Source organism: Asanoa sp. NPDC049475, assembly GCF_040676915.1.
Lineage (GTDB): Bacteria > Actinomycetota > Actinomycetes > Mycobacteriales > Micromonosporaceae > Asanoa.
In genome coordinates this window covers 587,306-610,465 of sequence record NZ_JBFAPY010000007.1, presented here as the reverse complement: position 1 = coordinate 610,465, position 23,160 = coordinate 587,306, and the positions used below count along the sequence as shown (strand labels likewise).

The following is a 23,160-nucleotide window of genomic DNA, read 5'->3' as shown; positions in this document are numbered from 1 at the left end:
CTGCCTCAGCACAATCAACGCGTCATCCACGTCCGCACTTTGGCACTCGGGTACGACATCCCAACTGTCAAACTATTTCAGACACGCGACACTAGTTGTCCAGCCCTGCCTGCGAAACGCCCTTCTCCTCCAGCGCAGCCTCGGCCTTGACGATTGCCGAGTTGACAAAGCCTTCGGCGTCGCCGCCGGTCATGCGGACGATGGAGGCTAGGCGCATCAACGTCAGTGACATCATCAAGTTAGCTACTTTAGGATCGATGTACTCGACCGAGACTCCTTGCCCGAGGGCATGACGTATGAGGAGTTCGGTTTCTTTGGGTCGAATGTGGTCACTTGCTAGGGACTGTAGCTCTTCGACGAAGGCGGGGATCTCGGCAATCTGCTGCGGTCCGACAATCATTTGTCGGATTGCGATACGAAAAACTTCTTCCATGAGAGCGTTGGAGTGAACTTCGCCCTTTTCTCGCAGTTCGGAAATCCAAGCCTGGAACTGAGCGCGGTCGTCGAGATGCAAAAGGTTTGCGCGAATCACGCGCCCCATGATGGTTCGCGGCGCGGCTGGACCTCGTACTTCTTTCTTACGCCTGCGTAGCATGGCCGCCTTTCTGGCTCATTGAGCTTCAGACGTCGGCCATGCTACCAGCACTTGGTCAAAGCTTAGGGCCCATTGAGTCTGAGGGCAGCTCGCCGTAGGACTATTTTCTGAATGACTGACAGACTCATGGTCGCCAGTGAAGCGGCTCCAAGAATGGGATCGACAGTCGCGCCCGTTGTCGACGCGGCTGGCTGTGCCACTGGATGAGTGGTGCCGATCGTGGTTGTGGGCGGCGTGCGGTCGAAGACCGCCTGGAGCCCACGGCCAATATCGTTTGCCACCTCCGGCGGGCTCGCCCCTTTGTCTTCCAACCCGTCCGGGTTTGCGTCTCGGTTGAACGTGTCGCGCTGTTTCCCATTCTCCAACGGCCGTTCGTCGGCTTGCTGCTTGCCCCTGCCTTTATGCTTTTCTTTCTCAGCTTGTCTTTTGCCCGTGCTCTCGAAGTCTGCCTTAATGACTTTATGCTTTGGCTTCTTTGGCTTGGGATTGCTGCCTTTGTTCTTTGACCTGATTTCTTTAGAGTTCTTGCGCTTGCCTTTGCCTCCGTTGTCTTGGGTTACTTTTACCTTTGGCGCCGCTTTGACGCCGGGAGGGTCGCCCATATCCGCGGGCCGTCCTCTCGGCGCGCGTGACCAGACCCCACCCGAGACCTTAGGCTTGGGCGTTGGCTTTCCCTTGACCATGCGGCGCAGCCAACCTCTGAAACCCCCGCCGGGGACCCGAACTCCGCCGGCTCCAGTTCCGATCCTCACGCCGTCGCCCATAGTCATGGCTCTTAGGCCATCGGGTCGGTGTAGGACGCCGGGTTGTTGTTGGCGTATGCATAGCCGTTCCAGGACTGTGGGTCGGGCGACGTCAAAGAGCGGGTCAGGTGAGATGAAGCGGCCCTGCCCCGGGTCGTATTCGCGCGCGCCGAGGTTGACCAGCCCGGTGGGGTCGATCGTGCCGTTGACGAACCCCCGTGTGCCCGGCCAGTTTGCGGGTTGGACGCCGCGGGGTTCGCCGAACGGGAGGCTGCGTCGACGGGTCAAGCTCAGGGTGTTTGGGTCGATGCTGGCTTCGTTGGTGGCATGATGGTCGGCTACGAGCCAGGTGAGGCCAGAGCTGGGGCGCGCGCCGATGACGTCGCCGTCGTGCGAGTAGTAGCGGGTGCCCTCAACCTGTCCGGTTGCGACCGTGCGTTTGAGCTCGGTGTTGCCGAGGTACAGCGTGTTCGTGGCGCCGTTGTTGTCTTTGCGGAGCAGACGGTTGCCGCCGGCGTCGTAGATGTAGCCGGTGGTCAGCCCCGGCTGTGTGGTGCTTTCAAGGCGGCCTTCGGCGTCCCAGGTCAGGGTCTGGTTGACGCCGTTGACGTTGCGGGTGGTGGTGTATCCGCCGGCGTTGGTGTCGAAGGTGTCGGTGCGGGTTACGTGGGTCCGGCGAGGATCCACTCATCGAGGGCCGCCTGCGTCGATGGCAGGCCATGCTGCGCAAACGTACGATCCGCGTTCGGCACAGTGGCGAGCACTCGAAGCTGGGCGAAAGCGGTGCACGCCTGCCGCTGCTCCGCAGGAAGGTCGAGGAAGCGCGGCGCCCGGCGGACCTCTCCGGGCTCTTGTGGGAAGAGCTCCTCGATGACCGAGAGAATCCACCGCCGGGGATGGCGTACCAACGTGGGGCTCGTCAGGCGGCGGAGCAGCAGTGGACGAGCGGCCGCGCTGCGTTCTCGTGCCCGCAAGTAGAAGTAGACAGCGACGTCGTGCAGCTCCCCGTTCAAGAGGGGGAAGTACGCGACATCGCCTGGCCCGTCGAAGCAGCACTGGTCGACCAAGGTCATGACCTCGTCGTCCAGCCTTTCGAGCAATGCCGACAAGCCAAGGGCGGCGCCCCAGCGCTCGACCACGTCCTCTCCGCTGAAGAGACACGCGTCCAGCGCATCGATGAGCCGCGGGTCTCCCCGGACACCGATCATTCCGGCCGCGACACAGGCCGTGGCGGTTATCCCCGGGGCGGCCTCGTACTTGTTCAGCATGCCGACCAACGCTGGCACCGTCCTCTCCCGCTCTTCAGGAAGAAGCCCACCAGGTACTCGGCATACACCCGATGCAACGGATTCGCGGAGCGTAGAAGGTCGGCGAAGACGGGAACGCCGGCCCGGACCGCGTCATAAGCCTGCACCCCATCACGCTCCACCTGGCGCCCAATGTCCAGGTCCTCGGATTCGAGCATCTCCAGACGCGCGTCCAGGTCCGATCCCCCCAGCGACCGCTCGTGATCTCGCGCCTCCCGTTCGAGGTCGGCCACCGACAGGGTCTGCTTTCGGGCAACCTCCCGCCGCAGCGCCGGCCAATCCGGTGGATCGTCGAGGTACGCCAGCTGGTCGCCGACAGCGATGTCACAGAGCAGCAGCATCGCCGCGTCCTTCTCGACCACAGCTGGATCTCGCACCAGATCGAGGAGGAACGGCACCAACTGCACGCTGACTTCCGAGCGCTGCCCCATGTACGCGACGAGGTCCTTCGCTCGTTCGTAGGCAGCCAGGCGGGCCTCCGACGCGGCTGAGGTCAGGTCCGCGACGAGACGGGGGATCTCGCCAGCGGGTCCGAATGGGGTCGGAAAGCTGCGCCAGTCGACGTGGTTGACGTCCATCACGGCGCCAATCTAGATCCTGCGGTTACGGCAGCTGCTGAGCTCTGCTCACGCCGCCGAGCGCACACCGGGCAAGACCGTCGCCCTCGCCGTCACCGCCACTCTCCCGACCGTCAGGCGCGACGTTGCCCGACCCTCGGGGACGCTTGAGCGGGCCAACGACGACTGGGCGCTCAGTGTCAGGTTCTCTCTTCTATGCCGGTGGGCACTGCGAATGGTCCAGCGTTGTACTCAGGAACGCACCCACTCGTCCAGAGCGGTCTGGTCCGAGGGGAGGTTGTGCTCCTCCCTGTAGAGGCGAACACCCATCGGCCCGTCGTCGAGGTATCGCGTTTGGGCTATGGCGCGCGCAACCTGCCGCTGCTTCGAGGTAAACGAGGCGAACGGTGGTGGCTGTGATCGGCCCACCGGCACTGTGGCGGGGAAGGTGGCCCGAATGAGTGTCTCGAGCAGCAGGCCGAGGTCGTACGGGGGTTCGGGCGCCGCTAGCCGGCGTAGGAGGATGTCGATCCCGGCGTCGGTCGCCGGGCCGAACCCTTTCGTCGCGAAAGCGGCGAGCTGCCCCAGCTCGCCGTCGGAGAAGGGGATGAGCTCGAGCGGTGCTTCTTCGTTGGCGATGCACTCGAAGATGGCTGCCCGTATCTGCCCGTCGTGCCGGGCATCAGGCTGGAGCCGCGCGAGTCCAATCGCAGCGGTGGCGCGCACGACGTCGTCTGGGTCATCGAGGAGGGTCCGCATCGTCGTGCCGACGGCACCGCCTGTTCCGGGACCGACCAAGCCGGCGGCGATGCATGCGTCGGCGATGACGAACGGCTGGGGTTCCTGGCCGCGCAGCAACTCGTGCAGCGCGGGCAGGATGACCGACTGATCCTCGCGGAACCAGGCCAGCAGCGCGGCGGCGTAAAGCCGATCGCCCGCCTCAGCGGAACGTAAGCATCGAAGGTAGGTCGGCAGGCCTGCGCGTACGGCGTCGTAGGCGGCCACAGCTTCTACGAACGACTGTCGTGAACTCTCGACGTCGTATATTGCGGCGGACTTCTCGCGGTTGGCGCGGACCTGGGCGGATCCCGCCTCGTTAATCCAGCCGCGCTCGTACTGATCGAGTTCGGCCCTGCTCATGCTCCCGAACCGGGCGGCTTGGGCTCTGAGGGTGGGCCAGTCGGGGTCGGCGGCGAGGTAGGTGCCCTCGTCGCCGACCGCGATTCCGGCCAGCAACGACAATGCGTGGTGTCGATTGGCGACGCTGTCGTCGGCGACGACTTCGATGAGGAACGGCGCCACGACGACGCCAGCCGGTGAGCGGGTGTCGTCAGAGGTGATCAACCAGGCGAGCTCATCGTATGCAGAACCCTGGATATCCGGGTCGGCAGCGCGTATATCGGCCAACAGCTGGGGGATCTTCTCTCCGGATCCACTGGCTGTCTCCGTCCGTGCCCAATCGATGTCCGATATCTTCACGTCACACCTTGTTATGGGGTGATTGGCGTTGGGCGGATAGTGGTCCGCCCGGGGTGTGGTCGGGCCGCCACCGTCAGCGGCGCCTAGCTTGCCATTGTGCGGTGGCGAGCGAGGAGACGGCCGGCACCGCTGACGTGGCGTCGTCATGCCCGCCAGTGGCTTCACGCTCCAGCCTGGTCGTAGGGGCTGGGGCTCCCTGAGTACGTAAGTCAGCGCTTGTCGTCCAAGCCGTACCGTGAGGACGCGACCGAAGATCGTATGGTCGTGGCCGTGGATGTGCAGGACTTCTGGCGGTTCCTTGAGCGCTCCCGCGCGGAGGAGACCCATCCGCAGCGCAGAGCGGACTGGCTGGAGCACAGGCTGAGTCGTATCGCCGTGGATCACATCGTGGATTTTCAGATCCACCTCGACGCGGCCCGCGGTCCGATCGACACGTTCGACATGCTTGGAGCTGCCAACCAGATCATGGATGGTCTCTGCGGCGGTGACGCATTCTGGGACTTCCAACCGTGGCATATCGGCCAGGGACAGCACTGGTGGCAGTAGGCTATCGAAGACCCAGACAACCTCGCCGATGTTCCCGCCGTACAGGCCCTTGCCGGCCGCCGGCCGCGGGAGTGGGCGGACAACGAGTGGCCTGCCTGGGAGGCATTGGCAGCTGTGGCTTCCGCTGCCTACGACCGCATCACAGGCCAGGAGGAGGGCATCGACGATGCGTTGAACGCTCGCGGGCACCGCCGTCCGCGCGATCCGCTACTCGCGGGTCGGCCATGGAACTCCGACAGCCGAGTCGAGATCGAACGCCGCCTGCCGCGACTGTCCACGTTGTTCCCCCGGGCATACGTATCTCAACCGTGACCAACACTGCTTTCTCCCACCAGCTATGAATATCGCGGTGCGGGGACGGGCCACCCGGTTTGCTGGTCGTGTCGGATCACGTCGATAGTCACGCGGTCGAGTCGGCCATTCTGTCGCGCCTCGGAAGCGACCGCCTTGCGCGCGGCGCGGTGGCGCACACGGCGTCGAGCCTGACCATCTCGTGCATCTCACGTCTCGGCGACAACGCCTACACGAGCCGGAAACCACGGTGGGCAACTAAGACCGGCGAAGGTCTGGGAGGCGGGCGAGGAGATAGTCGTTGATCGGGTCCACCTCTGAGGCCTGTTCGAGGAGTAGGGCGGCGGTGGGCGGGTCGGCGTTGTCGGCGAGGGCGATGTAGGCGTCGATAACGGTGCGGCGGATTCGTTCGCGGTGTGGTTCGAGCCAGGGCCATTGCCGGCCAGCGGCCAGTTCCCCTTGGTAGAGGGTGATGACGGTGGTGCAGCCGTCGTGGCGCGCGCGGTCGGTGACGGCGTGTCGGGTGGTGGCGGCGGCGCGTTTGAGGCGCCACAGGTCGACGTCGAGGGTTTCGCGGAGTTGGTAGTGGTCGCCGTCGTGGTCGATGGCGGCTTGCGCGCCGGCGTGGTTGAGGTCGCGGCGCAGTTCGCTGACGGTGGTGTAGAGGCGGCTGATGGTGGTGTGTGGGCGTTCGGCGGGCCAGATCGCGGCGGCGAGCTGATGGCTGGTGGCGCCGGCGGGATGGACGGCGAGGTAGAGCAGGATCTGCCAGGCCGCAGATCGGCGGATCGTGATGTCGGCTCCAGCGTGCTGCAGGACCGGTGGTCCCAGCGTCAGCAGCTGGGAGGAGATCGCGCCGACGGAGGCTTGGGAACGCCAACGCTCGCGGGACTGCCTGCGGTCGTGGTTTGGCCACCCGCGAGGGGTTCGGCCCCGACCATGTGGACAAGATGCAGGAGATCGGTCGCGGCACGTGGCGTCAGAACGCACAGTCGACGGGTCCGTGAGCCGGCAGCACTGTGCGGGCTGACGTGTCCGTCGAGGTCGACGTGCCAATCGTCGCCGTACGTCCAGGAGCCGAGCACCACCGCTGTCGCCTTGGCGGCCGTGACGGCATCGGCGAGGCGCTGATCGTGGAGGCTTCCGGCCGCGGCGAGGACCGTTGGCGGTGCCGTGTCGGCCGCCTCCAGGACGGCGATGACGTCGGCGACGGTCGCAACTTCCCGCACGCCAGGGAACGTCAGAGATCGTTGCCGTTCAGGGAGGATCAGGTCGAGTGTCGCGGTTGTCGTCACGACGGCGTCGGCGTCCGGGCGTGGGTGGGCGAGGACGAGGGTGACCAGTAGTCCCCGCGCCGCGGCGGTGGCACCGTCTCCGGTCAGAGCGATGCCGCCCGGTGGCAGGTCAGCGGGAGCCATCAGGTGCTCCGGTCGAGACGTCTGGGTTTCATGGCTGGTCTCGCCGGGGGTGGTGAGTGCTTGGATGGCAGCGACCGTCGGTGGGAGTGGGTCAAGTCCGAGATCGCGGGTCGCGCCTCGCGGGTCGGGTTGGTAGTCGCGGCGGCGTCGCCACCAGATGGCACCGGCGGCCGCGGTCACGGCGTCGGTGACGGGTTGTGGCAGCCAGCTGCCGTCGGTCAGGTCGATGCCTACCGGGCTGGAGCTCGCGGTGGGCGTTGGGGCCTCAACGCTGGCAGAAGCAGTCGGGTCGGCGCGGTGCGTGTCGCTATCCAGGTTGGGAGTGGATGTCGTTGCGGGTGGGTGGTGGCTCGGCTGGCTGGCTGCGGTTGCCAGGAGATACGCGCCGAGCAATCCGCTGGCGGCGGCCTGCAATCGCGTCGGCAGACGCAGGCGGGATACCCGTCCGCTCAGCCGGGACCTGATCTCGGCGAGGACGCCGACGGCAAGGACGCACCACAGCACACCGCCGCCGATCACCACCGCAACGATCAGCGTCGCCGACGACAACGGCCGTTCCACGGCCCGCCATGCAACGTCCTGCGCCGCGGGCCGATGCTCCACCATTAGCCACATCAGCAGTACGGGTGGCACGACGAGCAGCGTGAGGGCCACCGCGACAAGGCGGAATCCGCCGTCGCGGCGGCGATCGGCTCCTCGGTTCGGACCCCGGGGGTTTGCTGGGCGTGTGGTGTGGCCGGCGTCCCGGCCGGCTCTAGCGGGCATGTGCGGTTCGCGCGGGAGTCGTCTGGCGGGCCAAGGTCCACGTGCGGGCGGCCAGCCACGTTGCGGCGGCGATCGCGAACATCACGCCGATGATGCCTGCACCGCGCCAGTCCGCGATCGCGAAGCAGAACAGGCTCAGCGGTACACCGACGATGATCCTGAACAACGGTCGGGACAGCACCGAGAGAGTCAGGCCGATACCGATCAACACTCCGGCTGCGCGGGCGGCAATATTCAGGTAGAGGATCAGGTCTGGCCACGGGGTCGCCTTGCTCGAGTACTGCAGCAGTGCCCATACCGACCGCGATGAGCACGATCGAGGTCGCGGAGAACCGCAGCCACCGCATCCACCCGCCGATCGGAGCAGTGCGGCGCCTGACGACCAGCGCCGTTACCGCGACCACGGCAGGGATGGGCAGCAGCGGCAGGACCGACCAGCGTAGGAACGCTCCGGGTGGCAGGCCCAGCAGGAAGCTGCCCAGGACGGCGTAGGCGCCGGCGATCCCGAACCCGCCGGCGGTCCCTGCGGCCAGGCCGGCCGCCACGCGTGGCCCGTCGAGCGGGACCCGTTTCTCATCCGCGAGGAATGCCGCGCCGACCACCCCGTCGACAGGCAGGCGATCATCGCGCAGACGGCGGCGATGGTGTGCTGACCCCAGGCCGCCAGGACCCAATAGTGCTGGTCGTGGTTGAACGGAGTGCCGTTCTGCGGGTCCGCCTGCAGCACGAACTGCGCGAACATCGCCAGCGACGCGACACCGGCCACGACCAGCGCGGGGACGTGGCGTGCCACCGCCCGCGCCGCGGCCCAGGAGCCGTCCGACGCGTCGACCTGGTCGTCGGTCGCCGGTGTCGCACCAGCGGCACCCCACAGAGCTGCCCGGCCCGGATCGTCCGGCACAAGCGGCTTCTGCCCGACCGCGTCCGCGATGGCCTGGACCGCGGCGGGGCTGTTGGCGCCACCGCCGATGCAGATCACGGCCGAAACCTCGGTCGGCTCAAGGTCTGCGGCGGCGATCGTTTCGAGAGCTAGCTGGGCCGCACGACCCCACACCGTGCCCGCGGTGATGTCGACGGCTGCCGCGGTTAGAACCATCGGCGGGTGAGGGGCGGGCATCGCGACGGTCACCGCGGGCGCCGACGTCGCGCCTCCATCGCTGTCCGAACGCTCGCCAACGCGACCGTGTCGGTGATGGCGTGCCCAGTCATTGGTCCGGGCGCAGGCGCCGCCGAGGTCGATAGGCCGGTGGCGGCCTGCGTGGCATGTAGATGGCTCAATAGGAGGCGTTCAAGCGTGCGGCCGCCAGTATCTGGGTCGTCAAGGGCTGAGATCGTCTCGAAGCCAGCCGGCGTCCGACGCAGCATCGCCGCGTCGCATCCCGCGCCGAGGTCGACCACGAGCAAGTAGTCACCAACCCGGGCCTGCAACTGGCCGGCGCTGACTAGCAGTTCCACCGCGGCGACCGGAGCATCAACCAGGCTCGCTTCACGCGGGCCGGCGCGGTTCGCGGCCTGCCGAAGCCACGTCCGCCGGCGCGGGCCCCACCCGAGCGGAACCACCAGCCGCACGTCGCCGACCGTCCCAGTGCCGTGTGCCGCCTCAACGACCAACCGCAACGTGGCGGACACGAGCTCAGCGACCTCCACCTCGACGCCGCCGACGGTCGCCTGGCCGCGGCCAAGCCGGAGCGGATCCGCGACGAAACCGCCCCCGTCCCCGCTGAGGCCCGCACGCCACGCTTGCTGACCGCCCACCGCCGACCTCGTCCGCCAGCACCAGCACGGCGCTGGAGAGGACATCCGCTCCTTGAACTGCCATCGGTGACCACTGCTGGTCAGGACCGGCCAGGAGAGCAGCGGTCGTCAGCGTGCCATAGTCCACGACGAGCCGAACATCTCCTCGATCCACCATTCAGTGATACACGACGATGCAACCATCCGTAACCCTGCGATCACGACAACGTCGTGAATGTTCACCTGGGTATCGTCGCGAGGTGCCGTGGATGAACTCGCAGAGACTGTCGCAGCACACCGGCCAGGTTGAATCGGCGCCCAAAACTCCGATGGCCGCAGTGGCCAGGCTGGCGCTACGCGCGTCCGACCAGCCTGACGCGCCGTCCACGACCCCCAACGCGGCAGTCGGGCCATCGGAGCTAGACCCGCGCACCAGGTCGTAACCACCGGGAAGTCCCGGCTAACGTCAAGTAGCCAAGACCTCGATGCCCCCTGCCAGAGATCTTGTCTGGTCGGTGTCGGCAGTCTCAGCGGCTGTCGAATATCGGATGCTGCCCGCCGCCTCGCCGTTTGTCACCATGGTGATACGCAGCAACTCGCGCGCACGAAAATGGAGGCCGATTGTGGATAACAATCCCGGCGGCGACAACATCAGGGTCGGCGACATCACCGGTTCCTACGGAGTCGCGGTCGGCCGCAATGCCAGCGCGCACGCGTCCGGAAACATTGTCGCCGGCGCGAGGGTAGATCCCGAGCAGCTGCGGGTCGCCCTGGAGCGCGTCTACGACACCCTCGATACCGCCGGACTGCCTCGCGAAGAAACGCGCAGCGCTCAAACGTCCGCGGGCAACGCCATCGAGGCGGCAAAGGCCGGCGAGTCCGGGCTCGAGGCAGTCGTCGAGAACGTCAAGCGAATGGGCCAGACACTCAGGGAGGCCAACGTCGTAGTGGGCGAAGGCTCAAACCTCTGGCAGCAACTGAAGGAGCTTGCCGCAGTACTGGCTCCACTCGCCGGCGGTGCAGCCGCCGTCGCCGCATGGTTCGGCTTCCCCCTGCAATAGGGACTTCCATGATGCCAAGTCAACAACCCGCGCAACCGCACCGCATCAGCGTCGGCGACATCACCGGCTCCGACGCGGTCGCCATCGGCAGCGGCGCGGTTGCCATCAAGACCGGCAACCTTCACGTGGAAGCAGGCGGAGTCCTGATGCTCGGCGTGGACGGGCGCAGGATCCCGGTGCGATCCACCCCCGAGGTCACCCCGGCACAGCCGGGAGAAACAGTTGCCTTGATCGCACAGTTCGACGGCCACGGGCAGACCGCGTGGAAGATCGAGGAGCGGATCTACCGGGCGATCAACGACGCCATCTCCCGGCTAGTGGTGGACAACCTCCGCGTCGCACGCGTACGCAACGTTGTGGTGGAGAGCGGCGACGACGCGAAGGCCCGCGAGATCGCGTCCGCCTGCGGCGCTGCGATGATCATTTGGGGTTGGTATGACGAGGTGGGCTTCACGCCCCGGCTGACAATGACCGCCGCGAACAGGGTCGAAGGCGAACCTGCGGACCTGCCCGAGGTCATGGTCGACGCTGGCGACCGCGCCTTCCGCCACTACATGTTCCGTGGCCTCGCGGACGAGTTGGCGTTGCTAGCAACGCTCGCGGTGGGACAGCTCCTCTATTGGGACCGCCGCTACACCGAGGCGCTCGCGGCGTTCGACCGCGCCATCGCCGAGGCGCAGACTCGCCAAGAACCCCAGCTAGCTCTTGCTCACTTCTACCGCGGCTTCATCCTGGCGACCCGGCAGCACGACGTAGCCAGTGCGGCCGCCGCGTTCGAACGCGCGGGCGAACTCGATCCCGGCTTCGCCCAGGCGCATTACAATCTCGCCGACGCAAGGTGCGCCCAGCTCCGGTACAAGGACGCGATCCTGGCATACACGCGCGCCCTGCAAGCAAATCCCGGACATCTGTTCGCCCTAATCGGCCGCGGCAACGCACACCTCGAAGCCAAGCGGTACGACCGGGCGATCGAAGACTTCACCGCGGCACTCAACATCCGGCCATGGACCCGCATTTACCTCGCACGAGCGCAAGCGTTCGAGCGGTCCGGCCGTCGAAAGCTCGCTCAGGGTGACTACTACCGCGCCCGCGAGCTCGATCCGTTCTGCGACACCGCGAAAGAACGCCTCAAGCCGCCGCGCTATCGCGGCGAGGGCAAGCTCCGCTCTGCCCACTACGACCTCGAGCACGCGCCCGGGCCCACGTTCGTCGCCTCTTATGAGACGGCGCTACGCATTCTCGGCCGCGCAACCCCACCAGCGACGCAAACCGAGCCCAGCGAGGACGCCGAGGCCGTCGAACTCGCCCGCTGCCTCGCCGAGATCGAAAACCACACCGTCTTCGCCTTCGAAGCGATCCCCACCCCTGAGCAACTCGCCTACGAGGAAGCCGGGGCACGTCTGCCCTTTGTACTGCTCACCGACGGACCCGATCTCACCAACACCGAAGCGCTGCTAAACGTGCTCTACCGCTCGTCTCCGCAGGGATGGGGCGTGCGCGACCTGATTCACGACCTGCTGACCTTGCCCACCTTGCAGGTCCGCTTCGGCACGAAGATGCTCGCCGCGCTTAAACTGTCGGTGCGCGAGGGAACCCCCTAAACAGCGGCTCTACGTGTCCCGCGCCGTCCGCTGCTGCCGTCACCCGACGCGCAGGTCACCGTCGACAACGAGGCACGGCACATCGCCGACCCGCTGTCCGAGCTCTGGCTCGATGATCTAACTACGTGTCCGACTACGGACACAGCCGTTTGCCACATGGGATCGCTGTGGAACTCGGCATCGACCATCGCAGCAATCACCTCCACGAGTGAGAGCAACGCCCGACCGGGGACGGCGACAGAGACAGCTACTGACAGCAGACCCGCATATGGCCGATCGTGATTCCTATGCAGCGATCAGCCGGTGCCCACCAGCGATTCGCCTTCTACGGCCGAGTCTCGACCGAGGACCATCAGGATCCCGTCGCCTCACGGGCCTGGCAGTACAGCCGGGCCAATGACTTGATCGCTTAGGTCGAGGGCCAGATCGATTGCGAGTATTTCGACATCGGGATCTCTCAGTCTCTTCCCTGGAAGCGTCGCCCGCAGGCCAGCGACCCTCTCGACGCCATCAAGCGCCTCGCAACGGTTCGAGGCAGTAATTATCGGAGAGCCCCAGCGCACCTTCTACGGTGACCAGTTCGGCATGACCTTTCCCATCCTCGTCCACTACGGCGTCGAGCTCCGGGTGCCCGAGATCGGCGGACCGGTCGACCCGGGCAGCGACGCCCACGACCCGGTCATGGCCCTCTACGAATTGTTGTTCGGGTCTTTTCGGGACGTCCGGCGAACCTTGCCGGAGGGCAAGTGGCATGTTGGTATCGCCCAATGGGGCTCAGCGTTTTCCTACTCGGTCCGCTCGACGTCCGCCGCGACGGCGCCTCGGTCGCGCCGCCGATGGGGCGGCAGCGAACCATCCTCGCGATGCTCATGCTCAACCCGCAACGGGGCGTGTCGCGCGCCCGGCTCGCCACTGAACTGTACGGCGACGCCCCGCCCGCGTCGGCGGCGGCCAACCTGCGCAGCTACGTCTCCGGTCTGCGCCAGTGGCTGGCGGCGACCGCCGTCCCGGCCGCGGGCGGAGTGCTGCCGCACGGCGACGGCGGCGGCTGGTCGCTGTCGTTGGCCTGCGACGACATCGACGTACGCGCGTTCGAGTCCGACCTCGTGGCCGGGCGGCAGGCGGTCCTGGGCGGTGATTGGCAGGTCGCCCGGCGGCGGCTGTCCCGTGCCGTGCGGGCCTTCCGGGACGCGCCGTTGGTCGACGTCGCGAAGGGTCCGGTCCTGACCGCCCGGGCCACCCTGCTGACGAGCCAGTGGTTCGCCGCCGTGGAGGAGTACGCCGATGTCCTGCTCCGTCTGGGCCGGTACGTGCTCGTCCAGGAGCTGCTGGTGGAGTTTCTGGCCGCCAACCCCACCCGCGAGCGGGCCTGGGGCCAGCTCATGTTGGCCTGCTACCGCGCCGGGGACACCGCCGAGGCGTTGAGGTCGTTCCGGACGGCCCGCGCGGCGCTGCTCGACCTGTTGGGGATGGAGCCCGGCGAGGGTCTCGACCATCTGCACCGGCAGATACTGAGCCGGGATCCGTCGCTGGGTCCGATCCGGCTGCCGGGGCACCCCGGCCGGCAGCGGCGCCGGGTCGTCGTCTACCCCGGCCGGGCGGGGTGAGGCGGGACCGTGCGCATCAGCTCGGCCAGCTCCGCCACCTTGGCATCGTTGCCCAGCTGAGCGAAGAGCTCCTGGGCCTGGCCGAAGGTCAGGTGCGCGGCCTCCGGCGCGATCGCCGCGTACGCCTGGCCGAGGGTGGTCAGCGCCGTGGCGTGGAACGAGACCCAGCCCCGTTCCTTCCAGATCGCGACCGACTCCTCCAGGTGGGTGACCGCCCGTGCGGGCCGCCCGTCGGCGAGCTCGATCTCACCCAGGACCGCGAGGGCGTCGGCCAGATAGTGGTTGAGCTGGAACTCGCGGCTGAGGGCGAGCGATGCCTCGGCCACGCCGCGGGCCCGGGCGTCGCCGCGCCGCAGATGAAGGCGGGCCAGACCGAGCAGGGTGAGCACCTCGGCGTAGTGGTCGCAGTAGGCCCGGGAGATCGTCAGCGCCTGCTCGAGGAGGCGCAGGCTGGTGTCGGCGTCGCCGGCCTCGCGGTACGCGAATCCGCAGAACTGCAGCGCGGTGGCCAGGCACCGGTCGTTGTCGAGTGCCCGGGCGTCGTCGAGTGCCCGGGTCGCCTCCGCGATCGCCACGTCGTAGCGGCCGGACTCGTAGTGTGCCAGCCCGCGCGCCAGCCGGGCACGGACCTGGCCGCCGGGGTGTGCCGCACGTTCGGCGAGCCGCAGCGCCCGGGAAGCGGCGTCGACCGCGCCGGCGTGGTCACCGGCGGCGGTCAGCGCCCACGAACGGTTGACCGCCGCGTCGGCCGCGCCGGCCTCGTGGCCGAGTTCGTCGAACATCTCGAACAGCCGGTCGGCGTCGGCGTGGAACCGTCCCATCACGTCGCCGCCGCCTTTGGCGGTCCAGGTGGTCACGTCCATCAGCCCGCGCAACATGACGGCTTCGCCGAGGCGGTTGCCGGTGCGCCGGCAGGTCTCCAGCACCACGGTGTTGAGGCTTTCCCAGTCGGTATACATGCCGCGCACGTCGAAGTATTTCTCGAGGGCGCCGGCCAGGTCGAAGGCGAGCTCGCTCAGGTCGAGCCGGCATGCCTGGCGGACCGCCGCCGGCAACGCGGCACGTTCGGCGTCGAACCAGTCCAGCGGGTCGACCTCGCCGAGCCGGTCGAAGATCTCGCCGACCGGCGGCCTCGGCGCCGAGCCGCTGATCGGCGCGAAGCAGGGGCCGGGGATCTTCGGCGCCATCCGTTCGGCGAGGGCGAGCCAGCCGCCGAGGGCATGGTCGACAACGTGCCGGCGGCATCGCTCCGACTCCTCCGCCAGGGCCAGCTCGCGAGCGAACACCCGGACGAGGTCGTGGAACCGGTAACGGGTCTGCCGGGCGGGGTCCGTGCCCGCGATCGTCAGGAGCTGGGCGTCGACCAGCGCCTCGACGCGTTCGGCGGCCCGCTCGGGTGACTCGCGCAGCACCACCGCGGCGACCCAGGCGGGGAAGTCGGCGACCTCCAGTAGCCCGAGCAGCCGAAACAGCCGCCGCTGCGGCGGGTCGAGCTCTCGATAGCTCGACATCAGCGACGACCGCACGGCCAGGTCGCCGGTGGACAGGCTGTCCAGGCGCCGGACCTCGTCACCGAGCAGCGCGGCGAGGCGGGCCAGGGGCCATGACGGTCGGGCGGCGAGCCGGGCGCCCGCGACCCGGACGGCGAGCGGCAGGTTGCCGCACAGGTCGACGATCTCGGCGGCGTCCGCGGACTGGCCGGCGACCCGTTGCGCGCCGCCGACCAGGCCAAGCAGACGGAGGGCGTCAAACCGTGGCAGCACGCCGAGCTCGATCTGGTGTGCACCCTCGATCCCGCTCAGCCGGGTCCGGCTGGTCACCAGCACGGCACACGAGCCGGAACCGGGCAGCAGCGGGCGGACCTGTGCCTCGGACCGGGCGTTGTCGAGCACGACCAACACCCGCTGGCCCGCGAGCCGCATCCGATAGACCTCGGCCCGCTCCTCGGCGGCGGCCGGAATCGCGCGGCTGTGCACGCCGAGTGCGCGTAGCAGGCGGCTGAGGACCTCGCCGGGGTCGAGCGGGCAGGCCTCCGCACCGCCCAGGTTGATCCACAGTTGGCCGTCTGGATAGGACGGAGCGACCGCGTGCGCGACATGAGCCGCGAGCGCGGTCTTGCCGGCGCCGGGCATGCCCGATATCGCGACGATCGGCAGGGCCCGGTCCTCGCCAGGGGAGAGGTGATTGGCGAGCGCGGCCAGCTCGGTCGCCCGGCCCGTGAAGTCCGGCAGATCCGGCGGCAACATGGCCGGCGCGGGCCACGGCGCCGGTTGGTCGGTCTCGTCGTCGGCCCTGGCGGCCGCGCCCCCGGCCGCCAGCGCGTCCCTGGCGGCGAGCCAGCGGGCGGCCTGATCGTCGCTGAGGCCGCACGCGCGCACGAACGAGGCGACGAAGTCCCGCCGCGGCAGGGCGGATCGGCCCAGCACCGACGCCGTGGTGCTCGGAGGCAGCGGGTGGTCGATCTCGTCGGCCCGCGTCGCGAGCTGTCGGTAGGTCAGGTCGGACCAGAGCCGCAGCGCTTTCAGCGCGGCGACGAAATCGGCCGCGGAGCCGGCGTCGTCGGGGATCGGCGGCGCGACTCGTTGGGTCATCCCATCCCCTGCTCGACACACATCGCAGCCCGCGATGGTCGCGGGACGACGCCCGCGGATCGTGGTGTTGGGCCTCGCCGGGAATGATAGCACTCGATGGGATTGGGGCGGATGCGAACGGCGGCGACGCGGTCCGGTTGCGCCGGTGCCGCGTCGCCGCGACATGCGTTCCCGTTACCAGATGATGCCGCGGGCTCGGCCGCTACAGTGGACGTTGCTGCCGTTGGCTCCGTTGCGCAGGCAGGCATACAGCTGATACTCGGCCCCGGTCCGCAGGCCGCTGATCGTCCGGGTGTTGCACGTCCCGGTTCCGCCAGCGGCGTGTGTGGTGTGCACGATGCCGTCGACCAGCAGGGTGGCCACGGCCCGCAGCCCGTCGGGCTCACCCCAGTCACAGGCCCTGAGCCGACGGTCCGAGGACGAGTCGTTGAACCAGACCGCCTGACCCCAACCCAGGTCGGGTGAGGTGGCGCTGCCAGCCTGCCCGCTCTGCGCGTGCCCCGCGGTGGGCGTGGCGACGACGATCGCGGCGGCCAGCACGAGCGCACTGGCCAACGTGGCGACCCTCACCATCGTCAGCAGTTGCCGATGGTGAGGAAGGCGCAACCGCCGTTGCACCAGGTGTTGTTAATGGTGAAGCAGCCGGCCTCCCAGGTGAGCACGAGGGTGGTGGTGATGGGAGTGCTCGCCGCGCCGCCGCCGGCCCCGTCGATCGCGGCCAGGTCGTCGTCGGTCATCTCGACGACGCCGGCCGGATGCGCCGGCAGGGCACTAACCTGGGCCGGATCGAGGCCGGCCCGGTACTCCGGGTCCTTCCAGGCGCGGGTGAGGTCCACCGTCTTCATGGGTGTATTCCCTTCTCGAGGGCGAGCGGGACGCTCGCGTGTGGCCTATCGACAGGTGCGCAAGGGGCCGGTGGCGGTCATTCGGCGGCCAGCGGCGACCGTTCGACTTGCTGGTGGATCAGCTCGGTGTAGTGCCCCTCGCAGGCCATCAGGTGGTCGTGAGTGCCGACCTCGACGACGCGCCCGCCGTCGAGCACGACGATGAGGTCCGCGTTGCGCACCGTGCTCAGCCGGTGCGCGATGACGACCCTGGTGCAGGCGAGGTCCGACAGCACCTGGTCGACCCGTTGCTCGGTGACCGCGTCGAGGTGGCTCGTCGCCTCGTCAAGGACCAGCAGGGCGGGCTGCGCCGCGAGCGCGCGGGCGAGGGCCAGCCGTTGCCGCTGTCCGCCGGACAGGCCGGTGCCGCCCTCCGGCAGAAACGTCTCGTAGCCCATCGGCATCGCGATCACCTCGTCGTGGATCTGCGCGAGCCGAGCGCCCTGAACCACCCGCTCGAACGGCAGGTCCGGGCGGCCGAGCGAGATGTTGTCGCGGACCGAGCCGGAGAACAGCGCGGCGTCCTGGGTGACGACACCGCACTGGCGGCGCAGCGTGCGCAGGTCGAGCCCGTCCAACGCGACGCCGTCGAAGTTGATCTCGCCGCGCGCGGGCCGGTAGAGCCCGAGCATCATCTTCGCCAGCGTGGACTTGCCCGAGCCGGTCCGGCCGACGAGCGCGACCTTGGCGCCGACGGGCACGTCGAGGGTGACATCCCGCAGCGCCCACGGGCCTGTCGGGCCGTAGCGGAAACCGACCGACCGCAGCTCCACGCGGCCGCGCAGCCGGTGCGCCGCGCCGGGTCCGCCGTTCTCGTCCTGCTCGGCACGCTCCTGGAGCACGTCGGTCAGGCGCTCCAGATGCGTGCCGACCGTCTGGAACTGGCGCACGGAGTTGGCCAGCGAGCTCAACGGTGTCAACAGCGTCGCCGCGAGCGCGTTGAGCGCCAGCATCGTGCCCAGCGAGCGTTCGCCGCCGACCACCTGGGCCGTGCCGATGCACAGTAGGGTCAACGGCGCGCCGAACCGGAGCGCGGTCATGAACGACTCGTTGACGGCGTCCAGCCGGCGGCGGCGCACGGACGCCCCGAGCTGGCTGTCGAAGAGCACGGACCAGCGGTCGAACACCTGTCGCTCGGTGCCGCTCGCCTTGACCGTCTCCGCGGCGTTGAGTGCCTCGATCGCGTAGCTCTGCGCAGCCGCCTGCGCGGCGACGTCCCGCTCGGTCAGCTCGCGCATCGCCCGGAACGTCACGGCAACCACGGCGAACTGCAACGCGCCGAGCGCCAGGACGAGTCCGCCGTAGATCGGGGCCACCGCCAGCAGCAGGGTGGCGTAGACGAGCACGAACGAGCCGTCGATGAACAAGGAGAGGGTCTGCCCGGTGATCACCTCGCGGATCAGCGCGTTGCTGGACAACCGCATGATCAGGTCGCCGCTCGGCCGGTTCTGGAAGAAGCTGTACGGCAACGAGAACAAGTGCGCGAAGAACCGCCGCATGGTCGAGGCGTCCAACTGGGCCTGCAGGTGGTTGAGCAACGCGCCTCGCGCATAGGTGCCGACCGCCTGGGCGACGACCAGCGCGACCAGGCCGACGGCCAGGCCGGTCAACAGGTCCGCCTGGCCGAAGCCAATGACCGTGTCGACCATGAACGCCGTCACCAGCGGGGGAATGATCAGCAGCAGCTGGAGGACGAGCGAGGCCACCAGCACCCGTGCCAGCAGGCGCGGAGCGGTCGACAGCAGGCCGCGGGCGAACCGCCAGCCGTCGTGGGTGGCGCCACCGCGGCGGCGCTGGAAGCCCGGGCCGGGCACGAACTGCAGCGCCACGCCGGTGAACCCGCGGGAGAGCTCGGCGCGGTCGATGGTGCGCCGGCCAGAGCTCGGGTCGACCACCTTCGCCGTGCGGCCGTTCCAGCGCTCCAGGACCAGGTAGTGCTGGAAATGCCAATGGATGACGGCGGGCAGGCGCAGCCCGGCCAACCCGTCGAGGTCCAGGCTGAACGCGACGACCTCCAGCCCTTGCGCGCGGCCGTACTCGGCCATCTGCCTGGCGTTGGAACCGTCGCGCCCGACGCCCAGCGCGGCGCGGGCCTCGCGGACCGTGGTGCGCCGGCCGTGTGCCGACAGGACGATCGCCATCGCGGCCGCGCCGCAGTCCGTCGCGCTGGTCTGGAGCATGACCGGCACCCGCACCCGGCGTCTCATCCGCGCACCCCGGCGAGCCAGCGGCCCAAGAGCGTGGGGTTCGCGGCCGTGATCCGCACCTGGCCACCGGCCAGAGCCGGCGCCGGCCGCGGCCCCGAGACCAGCTCCACCACGGTTACCGGCAGGTCGAGGTCCGGCGGCAGCGCGTGGGCCCGCGCGGCGGCCCGGTCGGCCACCACGGTGACCGCACCGACCCGCATCGGGATCTCCGGCCCGGCGGCGGGAACCAGGGCGGCCGGCGCGCCCTCCGCTACGCCAGCGTCGGGAACGCCCGGCACCAGAGCCACCATCCCGCGCCCCGGGATCGCGACGGCGACGCCCGCCACGTACACCGGCGCCCGGAACACACCCGCTCCGAGGACGAGCAGGCCGACGACCACCAGCAGGGTCGGCAGCGGCCAGCGTGGCGGCGGGCCGACCCCCTCGTCGTGGGCGCCGACCGTCATGTCACGGTAGGCCGCGAGCGCCTCCGGCCGGTATCTCGGGCGGGTGGTCGCGATCATCGCGTCGCCTGGGGCGGCGCCAGCAGGAGCAGCGAGGGTACGCACTCGGGGGTCGCCAACCGCAGCAGACCATGCCCGATGCCGGCGAGGCCAGCCATGAGCCCCGGTGTCTCGACACCGAGCGGGACGCCGCAGGACCAGCCCTGCTCGCCGATGTCCCGGACGATCCGGCCCCCGGCGCCCCGGGCCCGGTCTGTCCACATAGGGTCCGCGAGCCGGGCGGCCATCGCCGTGAGCGCCTCGACGTTGCCCAGGTCGCCGTGGCACAGGCAGTGGTTGCCGGTGCCGATGCCCCGCCGCCAGACCGTCTCCGCGGCCCGTTGCAGGTCCTCCTCGACCACCGGCTCGTCGGGTAGGTATCCGGCCAGGTCCGCCCGGGCCAGGCCGATCCCGGCCGCGCCGTGACACCAGGCCACCATGTCGCCGTCCAGCCCCGCGATCGAGCGGGCGTCGCGCCAGTTGTGCCGGTCCGGGTCGTAGAGCGAGCGCTCGAAGCGCAGGGCGGCCCGGACCAGGTCGACGTGCCCGCGGGTGCCGCCCGCCCGGTCGAGCCGGGCCAGCGCCGTCGCGATTCCCGAGGCTCCGTGCGAGAAGCCGGCCAGCGCGGCGGCCGGGTTGACGTCGGCCCGCCACGATGCCGCGTCGCCGGTCCACTCGGCGTGCGCGGCCAGTCGCGCACCCAGCTCGTCGGCCACCGCCAGAGCGGCGCCGTCGGGCCGCACCGCGTGCAGGGCGAGCGCGGCGAACACGGCGCCGGCGGAGCCGCCGATGACGTCGAGCGACAGGTCGTGCTCGGCGAAGCGGCGCACCACCGGCAGGAGCCGCTCGGCGGCGTCGCCCAACTCCGGCCGGCCGAGCAGGGCGTCGAGGTGAGCGAGGGCGTACACGACAGAACCGACGCCGGCGAACGCGCCGATCGGACCACGGATCGTGTCGTCCGAAAGGTTGGCCAGCACGTCGGCGTGCCGGGCGACCGCGGTCACGGCGCGTTCGCTCGCCGACCGGACCCGGTCGTCGCCCGTGACATCGGCGAGCTGGGCGAGGAACAACCCGATGCCGCTGACGCCGCCGAACAGGTCGGAGGCGGTCGGGCTCAACTGCCACACCCGGTCGCCGACGAGGTTGAGGCCGAGCCAGCAGGCGCTGTCGTCGCCGAGCGCGAGGGCGAGCAACCGGTCGGCGACTCGCATCGCGCCGGAAAGGCATTCATCGGGGCTCGCCGGTTCGGCCGATGGCGCCGCGGCCGGCCGCGAGCCCCGCGGCCGCGCGGTCGGCTCCTGCGCACCCATCGTGAGCGCGGTCAGCGAGCCCTCGACGAACCACGTCTGGCGCACCAGGTCCGCCTCCGACATCTCGCCAACCCGCTCGGCCGCGCAGCGCAGTCCGGTCTGCTCGAAGGCATCGGCCACGACGACCCGACCGTCGCCGTCCATCAGGTCGGCAGAGCCCGGCGTGCCGCGGAACAGCGGGATGTCGCCGTCGTGCAACTGGGCGACCTCCGACGCGATAAGCGCCGCGCGGCCCGGTACGGCGGAGTGCGCCGACCACAGGTTCTCGAAGAACCGGTCCCGGTCCAGCGCGTCGCGGAGCAGGTCGGGGTGGAAGCTCTCCAGCAGGAACGTCATGTACCCACGGGTCGGCCGGACGATGACCCGGTTGGGGTCGTCGGCGAACGCGGCCAGCGGGCCGTCCGGCGCGAGCAGCTCGTCGCGGTGCCGGAGGATCAGGCGGTACGTGTCGCGGAACCCGTCGACCAGGTCGGTGCGAAAGTCGATCGGGTCCACGTCGACGCCGTCCACAGTGGGCAGGTTCTGCGCGCCGTTCATCGGGAGCCGCCGGCGGATCAGGTGCATCCGGTCGGTCCCGCCTGCGTCGAAGGCCGCCACCGCCGTGGGGCTGAGCTGCCCGGCCGCCCCGGCCAGCCCGCTCAGGTCGGCCTGGCCGATGCCGTCGTCGTCCTGCCAGATGATGGGCGTCGGGAGCAGGCCCACGCTCAGCACGGACGAGCGCATGGCCCGCAGCGCGTCGGGCGGCAGGTCCAGCGGGTCGGGCTGGCGCAGCTGCCAGGAATGGAAGAGCGCCTCCAGGTCGATCAGCATCGGATGCTCGCCGGCCGCGATGAGATTCTCCAGATGCATGTCGGTGGCGGCGAGCGCGTGCAGGAGGGCCAGATAGCCGCCCTGACGCCGGTAGAAGCGGCCCAGCGCGGGCCGGTCGGGGCACGGCGCGGCGGTCACGAACTCGCTCCAGCCGTAGTCGCCGCGGTCTAGGACCCAGTGCGTGCGCAGCCGCGGTCGCTGGCCGCGGGCGTTGAGCCAGTCGAGCAGCCCGTGGAAGTGCCGATCGATGGCCATGGGGCGGGGCTTGTAGACCACCTTCGCGCCCCCGTCGAACCCGACGACGCACACCGAACGGCCGCCGTGGTGGGTATCGCCGACGCCGAACTCCACGGTGCCGACCACGCCGAGGCCCCCCGGCGCGGGGAACCGGGCACTGATGTCGGCTAGGTCGCCGAACAGCCGCGTGGCGAACTCGATCCGGGTGTCGGCCCAGCGGTCCGCGACGTGGACCAACTCCCGGGCCAGAACCGGATATTCCGCGAGCAGCTCCATCGCGAAACGCGGGTCGGCCAGGCGGCGGACGAAGTACGCGAAGCGTTCCTCTGGTGTGTCGCCGAGTAGCTCGTCGCGCACCCGCATCACGTTGAGTTCCAGCACGGCCACGCGGGCGACCATCTGCAGTACGGTCGAGAGCGGCGGCCGGCACAGCTGCACGGTCAGCAGCGCCGGGTCGACGTGCGGCGTCGGGGAGTGGCCGGCGAGCCGGTCGACGGCGGCTGCGATCCGCGTGGCGGCCTCGTCGAACAGCGGCGTGGCGAGCGCCGCGAACCCGTGCTGCTCCGCGGCATCCGGATCGGTCGACGCGACCCGGTAGCACGCCTCCAACAAGCGAGGGTAGTCCGGTGGCGCGGTAAGCCGGCCGCTGACCGACGCCGGCGGCTCGCCGAGGATCGCGATCAGGTCGGCTTCGGTCAGGCCGGCGCGGTCGAGGAACTGCTCGAGTCGGCTCGGGTCCGCGCTGAAGATCGGCTCCTTGCGCCACATGCCCAGGCGGAGTTCGCCGCGCAGCGGATCCGGCCCGACCGGCCGGACCACGCTGCGCTGGCGCTCGTCGAGGCGGGCGGCCAGCGACCAGACCGGTGAGGCCAAGTCGACGAGCGGTCCCGCCGCCGGTGGCGGCCCCGTATCGAGATCCGTCATCCTCGTTCCCT

At 69.4% G+C, this 23,160-nt stretch carries 19 protein-coding genes; 4 read left to right on the top strand and 15 right to left on the bottom strand.

The genetic code is table 11. From position 1 onward, the window contains the following. Positions 1-91 precede the first annotated feature (91 nt). The 5 genes from AB0J88_RS30130 to AB0J88_RS30110 form a co-directional block, all read right to left on the bottom strand. Positions 92-532, bottom strand: coding sequence for a hypothetical protein (locus AB0J88_RS30130; protein ID WP_364349457.1), 441 nt, complete (start codon positions 530-532; stop codon positions 92-94). 125 nt (positions 533-657) lie between these two features. After that, positions 658-2,025: a hypothetical protein gene (locus AB0J88_RS30125; RefSeq protein WP_364349460.1), complete on the bottom strand. Its 1,368-nt coding sequence runs from the start codon at positions 2,023-2,025 to the stop codon at positions 658-660. After that, complete coding sequence (locus tag AB0J88_RS30120; RefSeq protein ID WP_364349463.1) at positions 2,001-2,606, bottom strand: hypothetical protein; 606 nt, start codon at positions 2,604-2,606, stop codon at positions 2,001-2,003. The genes AB0J88_RS30125 and AB0J88_RS30120 overlap by 25 nt, the downstream gene beginning before the upstream one ends. Continuing rightward, complete coding sequence (locus AB0J88_RS30115; RefSeq protein ID WP_364349466.1) at positions 2,600-3,226, bottom strand: hypothetical protein; 627 nt, start codon at positions 3,224-3,226, stop codon at positions 2,600-2,602. Before AB0J88_RS30115 ends, AB0J88_RS30120 begins: the two co-directional genes overlap by 7 nt. 228 nt (positions 3,227-3,454) lie before the next feature. Then, the gene (locus AB0J88_RS30110; protein WP_364349468.1) at positions 3,455-4,681 is read right to left on the bottom strand and encodes a hypothetical protein; all 1,227 of its coding nucleotides are present in this window, start codon (positions 4,679-4,681) and stop codon (positions 3,455-3,457) included. 270 nt (positions 4,682-4,951) lie between these two features. Here AB0J88_RS30110 and AB0J88_RS30105 point away from each other — a divergent pair, with 270 nt between their 5' ends. Then, positions 4,952-5,227, top strand: coding sequence for a DUF4240 domain-containing protein (locus AB0J88_RS30105; RefSeq protein WP_364349471.1), 276 nt, complete (start codon positions 4,952-4,954; stop codon positions 5,225-5,227). A 1,124-nt stretch (positions 5,228-6,351) separates the two neighbouring features. Here AB0J88_RS30105 and AB0J88_RS30100 read toward each other — a convergent pair. From AB0J88_RS30100 to AB0J88_RS30085, 4 genes are all read right to left on the bottom strand, one after another. Then, on the bottom strand, positions 6,352-7,590 hold the full coding sequence (locus AB0J88_RS30100; RefSeq protein WP_364349474.1) for a hypothetical protein: 1,239 nt from the start codon (positions 7,588-7,590) through the stop codon (positions 6,352-6,354). A 100-nt stretch (positions 7,591-7,690) separates the two neighbouring features. Continuing rightward, complete coding sequence (locus tag AB0J88_RS30095) at positions 7,691-7,912, bottom strand: hypothetical protein (RefSeq protein WP_364738071.1); 222 nt, start codon at positions 7,910-7,912, stop codon at positions 7,691-7,693. 180 nt (positions 7,913-8,092) lie between these two features. Beyond that, a complete protein-coding gene (locus AB0J88_RS30090) occupies positions 8,093-8,818 on the bottom strand; it encodes an FGGY-family carbohydrate kinase (RefSeq protein WP_364349480.1) in 726 nt (241 codons plus the stop codon). Between the two features lie 8 nt (positions 8,819-8,826). Then, positions 8,827-9,456, bottom strand: coding sequence for a hypothetical protein (locus tag AB0J88_RS30085; protein ID WP_364349483.1), 630 nt, complete (start codon positions 9,454-9,456; stop codon positions 8,827-8,829). 494 nt (positions 9,457-9,950) lie between these two features. On the opposite strand from AB0J88_RS30085, the gene AB0J88_RS30080 reads away from it, so the two are divergent. The 3 genes from AB0J88_RS30080 to AB0J88_RS30070 all read left to right on the top strand — a co-directional run bounded on the left by AB0J88_RS30080 (position 9,951) and on the right by AB0J88_RS30070 (position 13,704). Beyond that, positions 9,951-10,496 carry a hypothetical protein gene (locus AB0J88_RS30080; RefSeq protein WP_364349486.1) on the top strand — a complete coding sequence of 182 codons (546 nt, stop codon included), beginning with the start codon at positions 9,951-9,953 and terminating at the stop codon, positions 10,494-10,496. Positions 10,497-10,504: 8 nt separating this feature from the next. Beyond that, positions 10,505-12,097: a tetratricopeptide repeat protein gene (locus AB0J88_RS30075; protein WP_364349489.1), complete on the top strand. Its 1,593-nt coding sequence runs from the start codon at positions 10,505-10,507 to the stop codon at positions 12,095-12,097. A gap of 767 nt (positions 12,098-12,864) precedes the next feature. Next, positions 12,865-13,704 carry a BTAD domain-containing putative transcriptional regulator gene (locus tag AB0J88_RS30070; RefSeq protein WP_364349492.1) on the top strand — a complete coding sequence of 280 codons (840 nt, stop codon included), beginning with the start codon at positions 12,865-12,867 and terminating at the stop codon, positions 13,702-13,704. Here AB0J88_RS30070 and AB0J88_RS30065 read toward each other — a convergent pair. The 6 genes from AB0J88_RS30065 to AB0J88_RS30040 form a co-directional block, all read right to left on the bottom strand. After that, entirely contained in the window at positions 13,683-16,295 is a 2,613-nt protein-coding gene (locus AB0J88_RS30065) for a tetratricopeptide repeat protein (RefSeq protein ID WP_364349495.1), read from the bottom strand. The genes AB0J88_RS30070 and AB0J88_RS30065 overlap by 22 nt on opposite strands. 174 nt (positions 16,296-16,469) lie before the next feature. After that, positions 16,470-16,868, bottom strand: coding sequence for a hypothetical protein (locus tag AB0J88_RS30060; RefSeq protein WP_364349498.1), 399 nt, complete (start codon positions 16,866-16,868; stop codon positions 16,470-16,472). A 2-nt stretch (positions 16,869-16,870) separates the two neighbouring features. Then, a complete protein-coding gene (locus AB0J88_RS30055; RefSeq protein WP_364349501.1) occupies positions 16,871-17,140 on the bottom strand; it encodes a mersacidin/lichenicidin family type 2 lantibiotic in 270 nt (89 codons plus the stop codon). A gap of 77 nt (positions 17,141-17,217) precedes the next feature. Further along, positions 17,218-19,386, bottom strand: a complete 2,169-nt coding sequence (locus AB0J88_RS30050; protein ID WP_364349504.1) for a peptidase domain-containing ABC transporter — start codon at positions 19,384-19,386, stop codon at positions 17,218-17,220. Continuing rightward, positions 19,383-19,889 (bottom strand): hypothetical protein, encoded by a 507-nt coding sequence (locus AB0J88_RS30045; protein WP_364349507.1) that lies wholly within the window; start codon positions 19,887-19,889, stop codon positions 19,383-19,385. Before AB0J88_RS30045 ends, AB0J88_RS30050 begins: the two co-directional genes overlap by 4 nt. Beyond that, on the bottom strand, positions 19,886-23,149 hold the full coding sequence (locus tag AB0J88_RS30040) for a type 2 lanthipeptide synthetase LanM family protein (RefSeq protein ID WP_364349510.1): 3,264 nt from the start codon (positions 23,147-23,149) through the stop codon (positions 19,886-19,888). Before AB0J88_RS30040 ends, AB0J88_RS30045 begins: the two co-directional genes overlap by 4 nt. Positions 23,150-23,160: the final 11 nt, after the last annotated feature.

Excerpts from the sequence above, each read along its gene's own strand:
- AB0J88_RS30045 (WP_364349507.1), bottom strand. The coding sequence starts at position 19,889 with ATGATCGCGACCACCCGCCCGAGATACCGGCCGGAGGCGCTCGCGGCC.
- AB0J88_RS30065 (WP_364349495.1), bottom strand. The coding sequence starts at position 16,295 with ATGACCCAACGAGTCGCGCCGCCGATCCCCGACGACGCCGGCTCCGCG.
- AB0J88_RS30060 (WP_364349498.1), bottom strand. The coding sequence starts at position 16,868 with ATGGTGAGGGTCGCCACGTTGGCCAGTGCGCTCGTGCTGGCCGCCGCG.
- AB0J88_RS30075 (WP_364349489.1), top strand. The coding sequence starts at position 10,505 with ATGATGCCAAGTCAACAACCCGCGCAACCGCACCGCATCAGCGTCGGC.
- AB0J88_RS30120 (WP_364349463.1), bottom strand. The coding sequence starts at position 2,606 with ATGCTGAACAAGTACGAGGCCGCCCCGGGGATAACCGCCACGGCCTGT.
- AB0J88_RS30090 (WP_364349480.1), bottom strand. The coding sequence starts at position 8,818 with ATGCCCGCCCCTCACCCGCCGATGGTTCTAACCGCGGCAGCCGTCGAC.
- AB0J88_RS30070 (WP_364349492.1), top strand. The coding sequence starts at position 12,865 with ATGGGGCTCAGCGTTTTCCTACTCGGTCCGCTCGACGTCCGCCGCGAC.
- AB0J88_RS30055 (WP_364349501.1), bottom strand. The coding sequence starts at position 17,140 with ATGAAGACGGTGGACCTCACCCGCGCCTGGAAGGACCCGGAGTACCGG.
- AB0J88_RS30050 (WP_364349504.1), bottom strand. The coding sequence starts at position 19,386 with ATGAGACGCCGGGTGCGGGTGCCGGTCATGCTCCAGACCAGCGCGACG.
- AB0J88_RS30040 (WP_364349510.1), bottom strand. The coding sequence starts at position 23,149 with ATGACGGATCTCGATACGGGGCCGCCACCGGCGGCGGGACCGCTCGTC.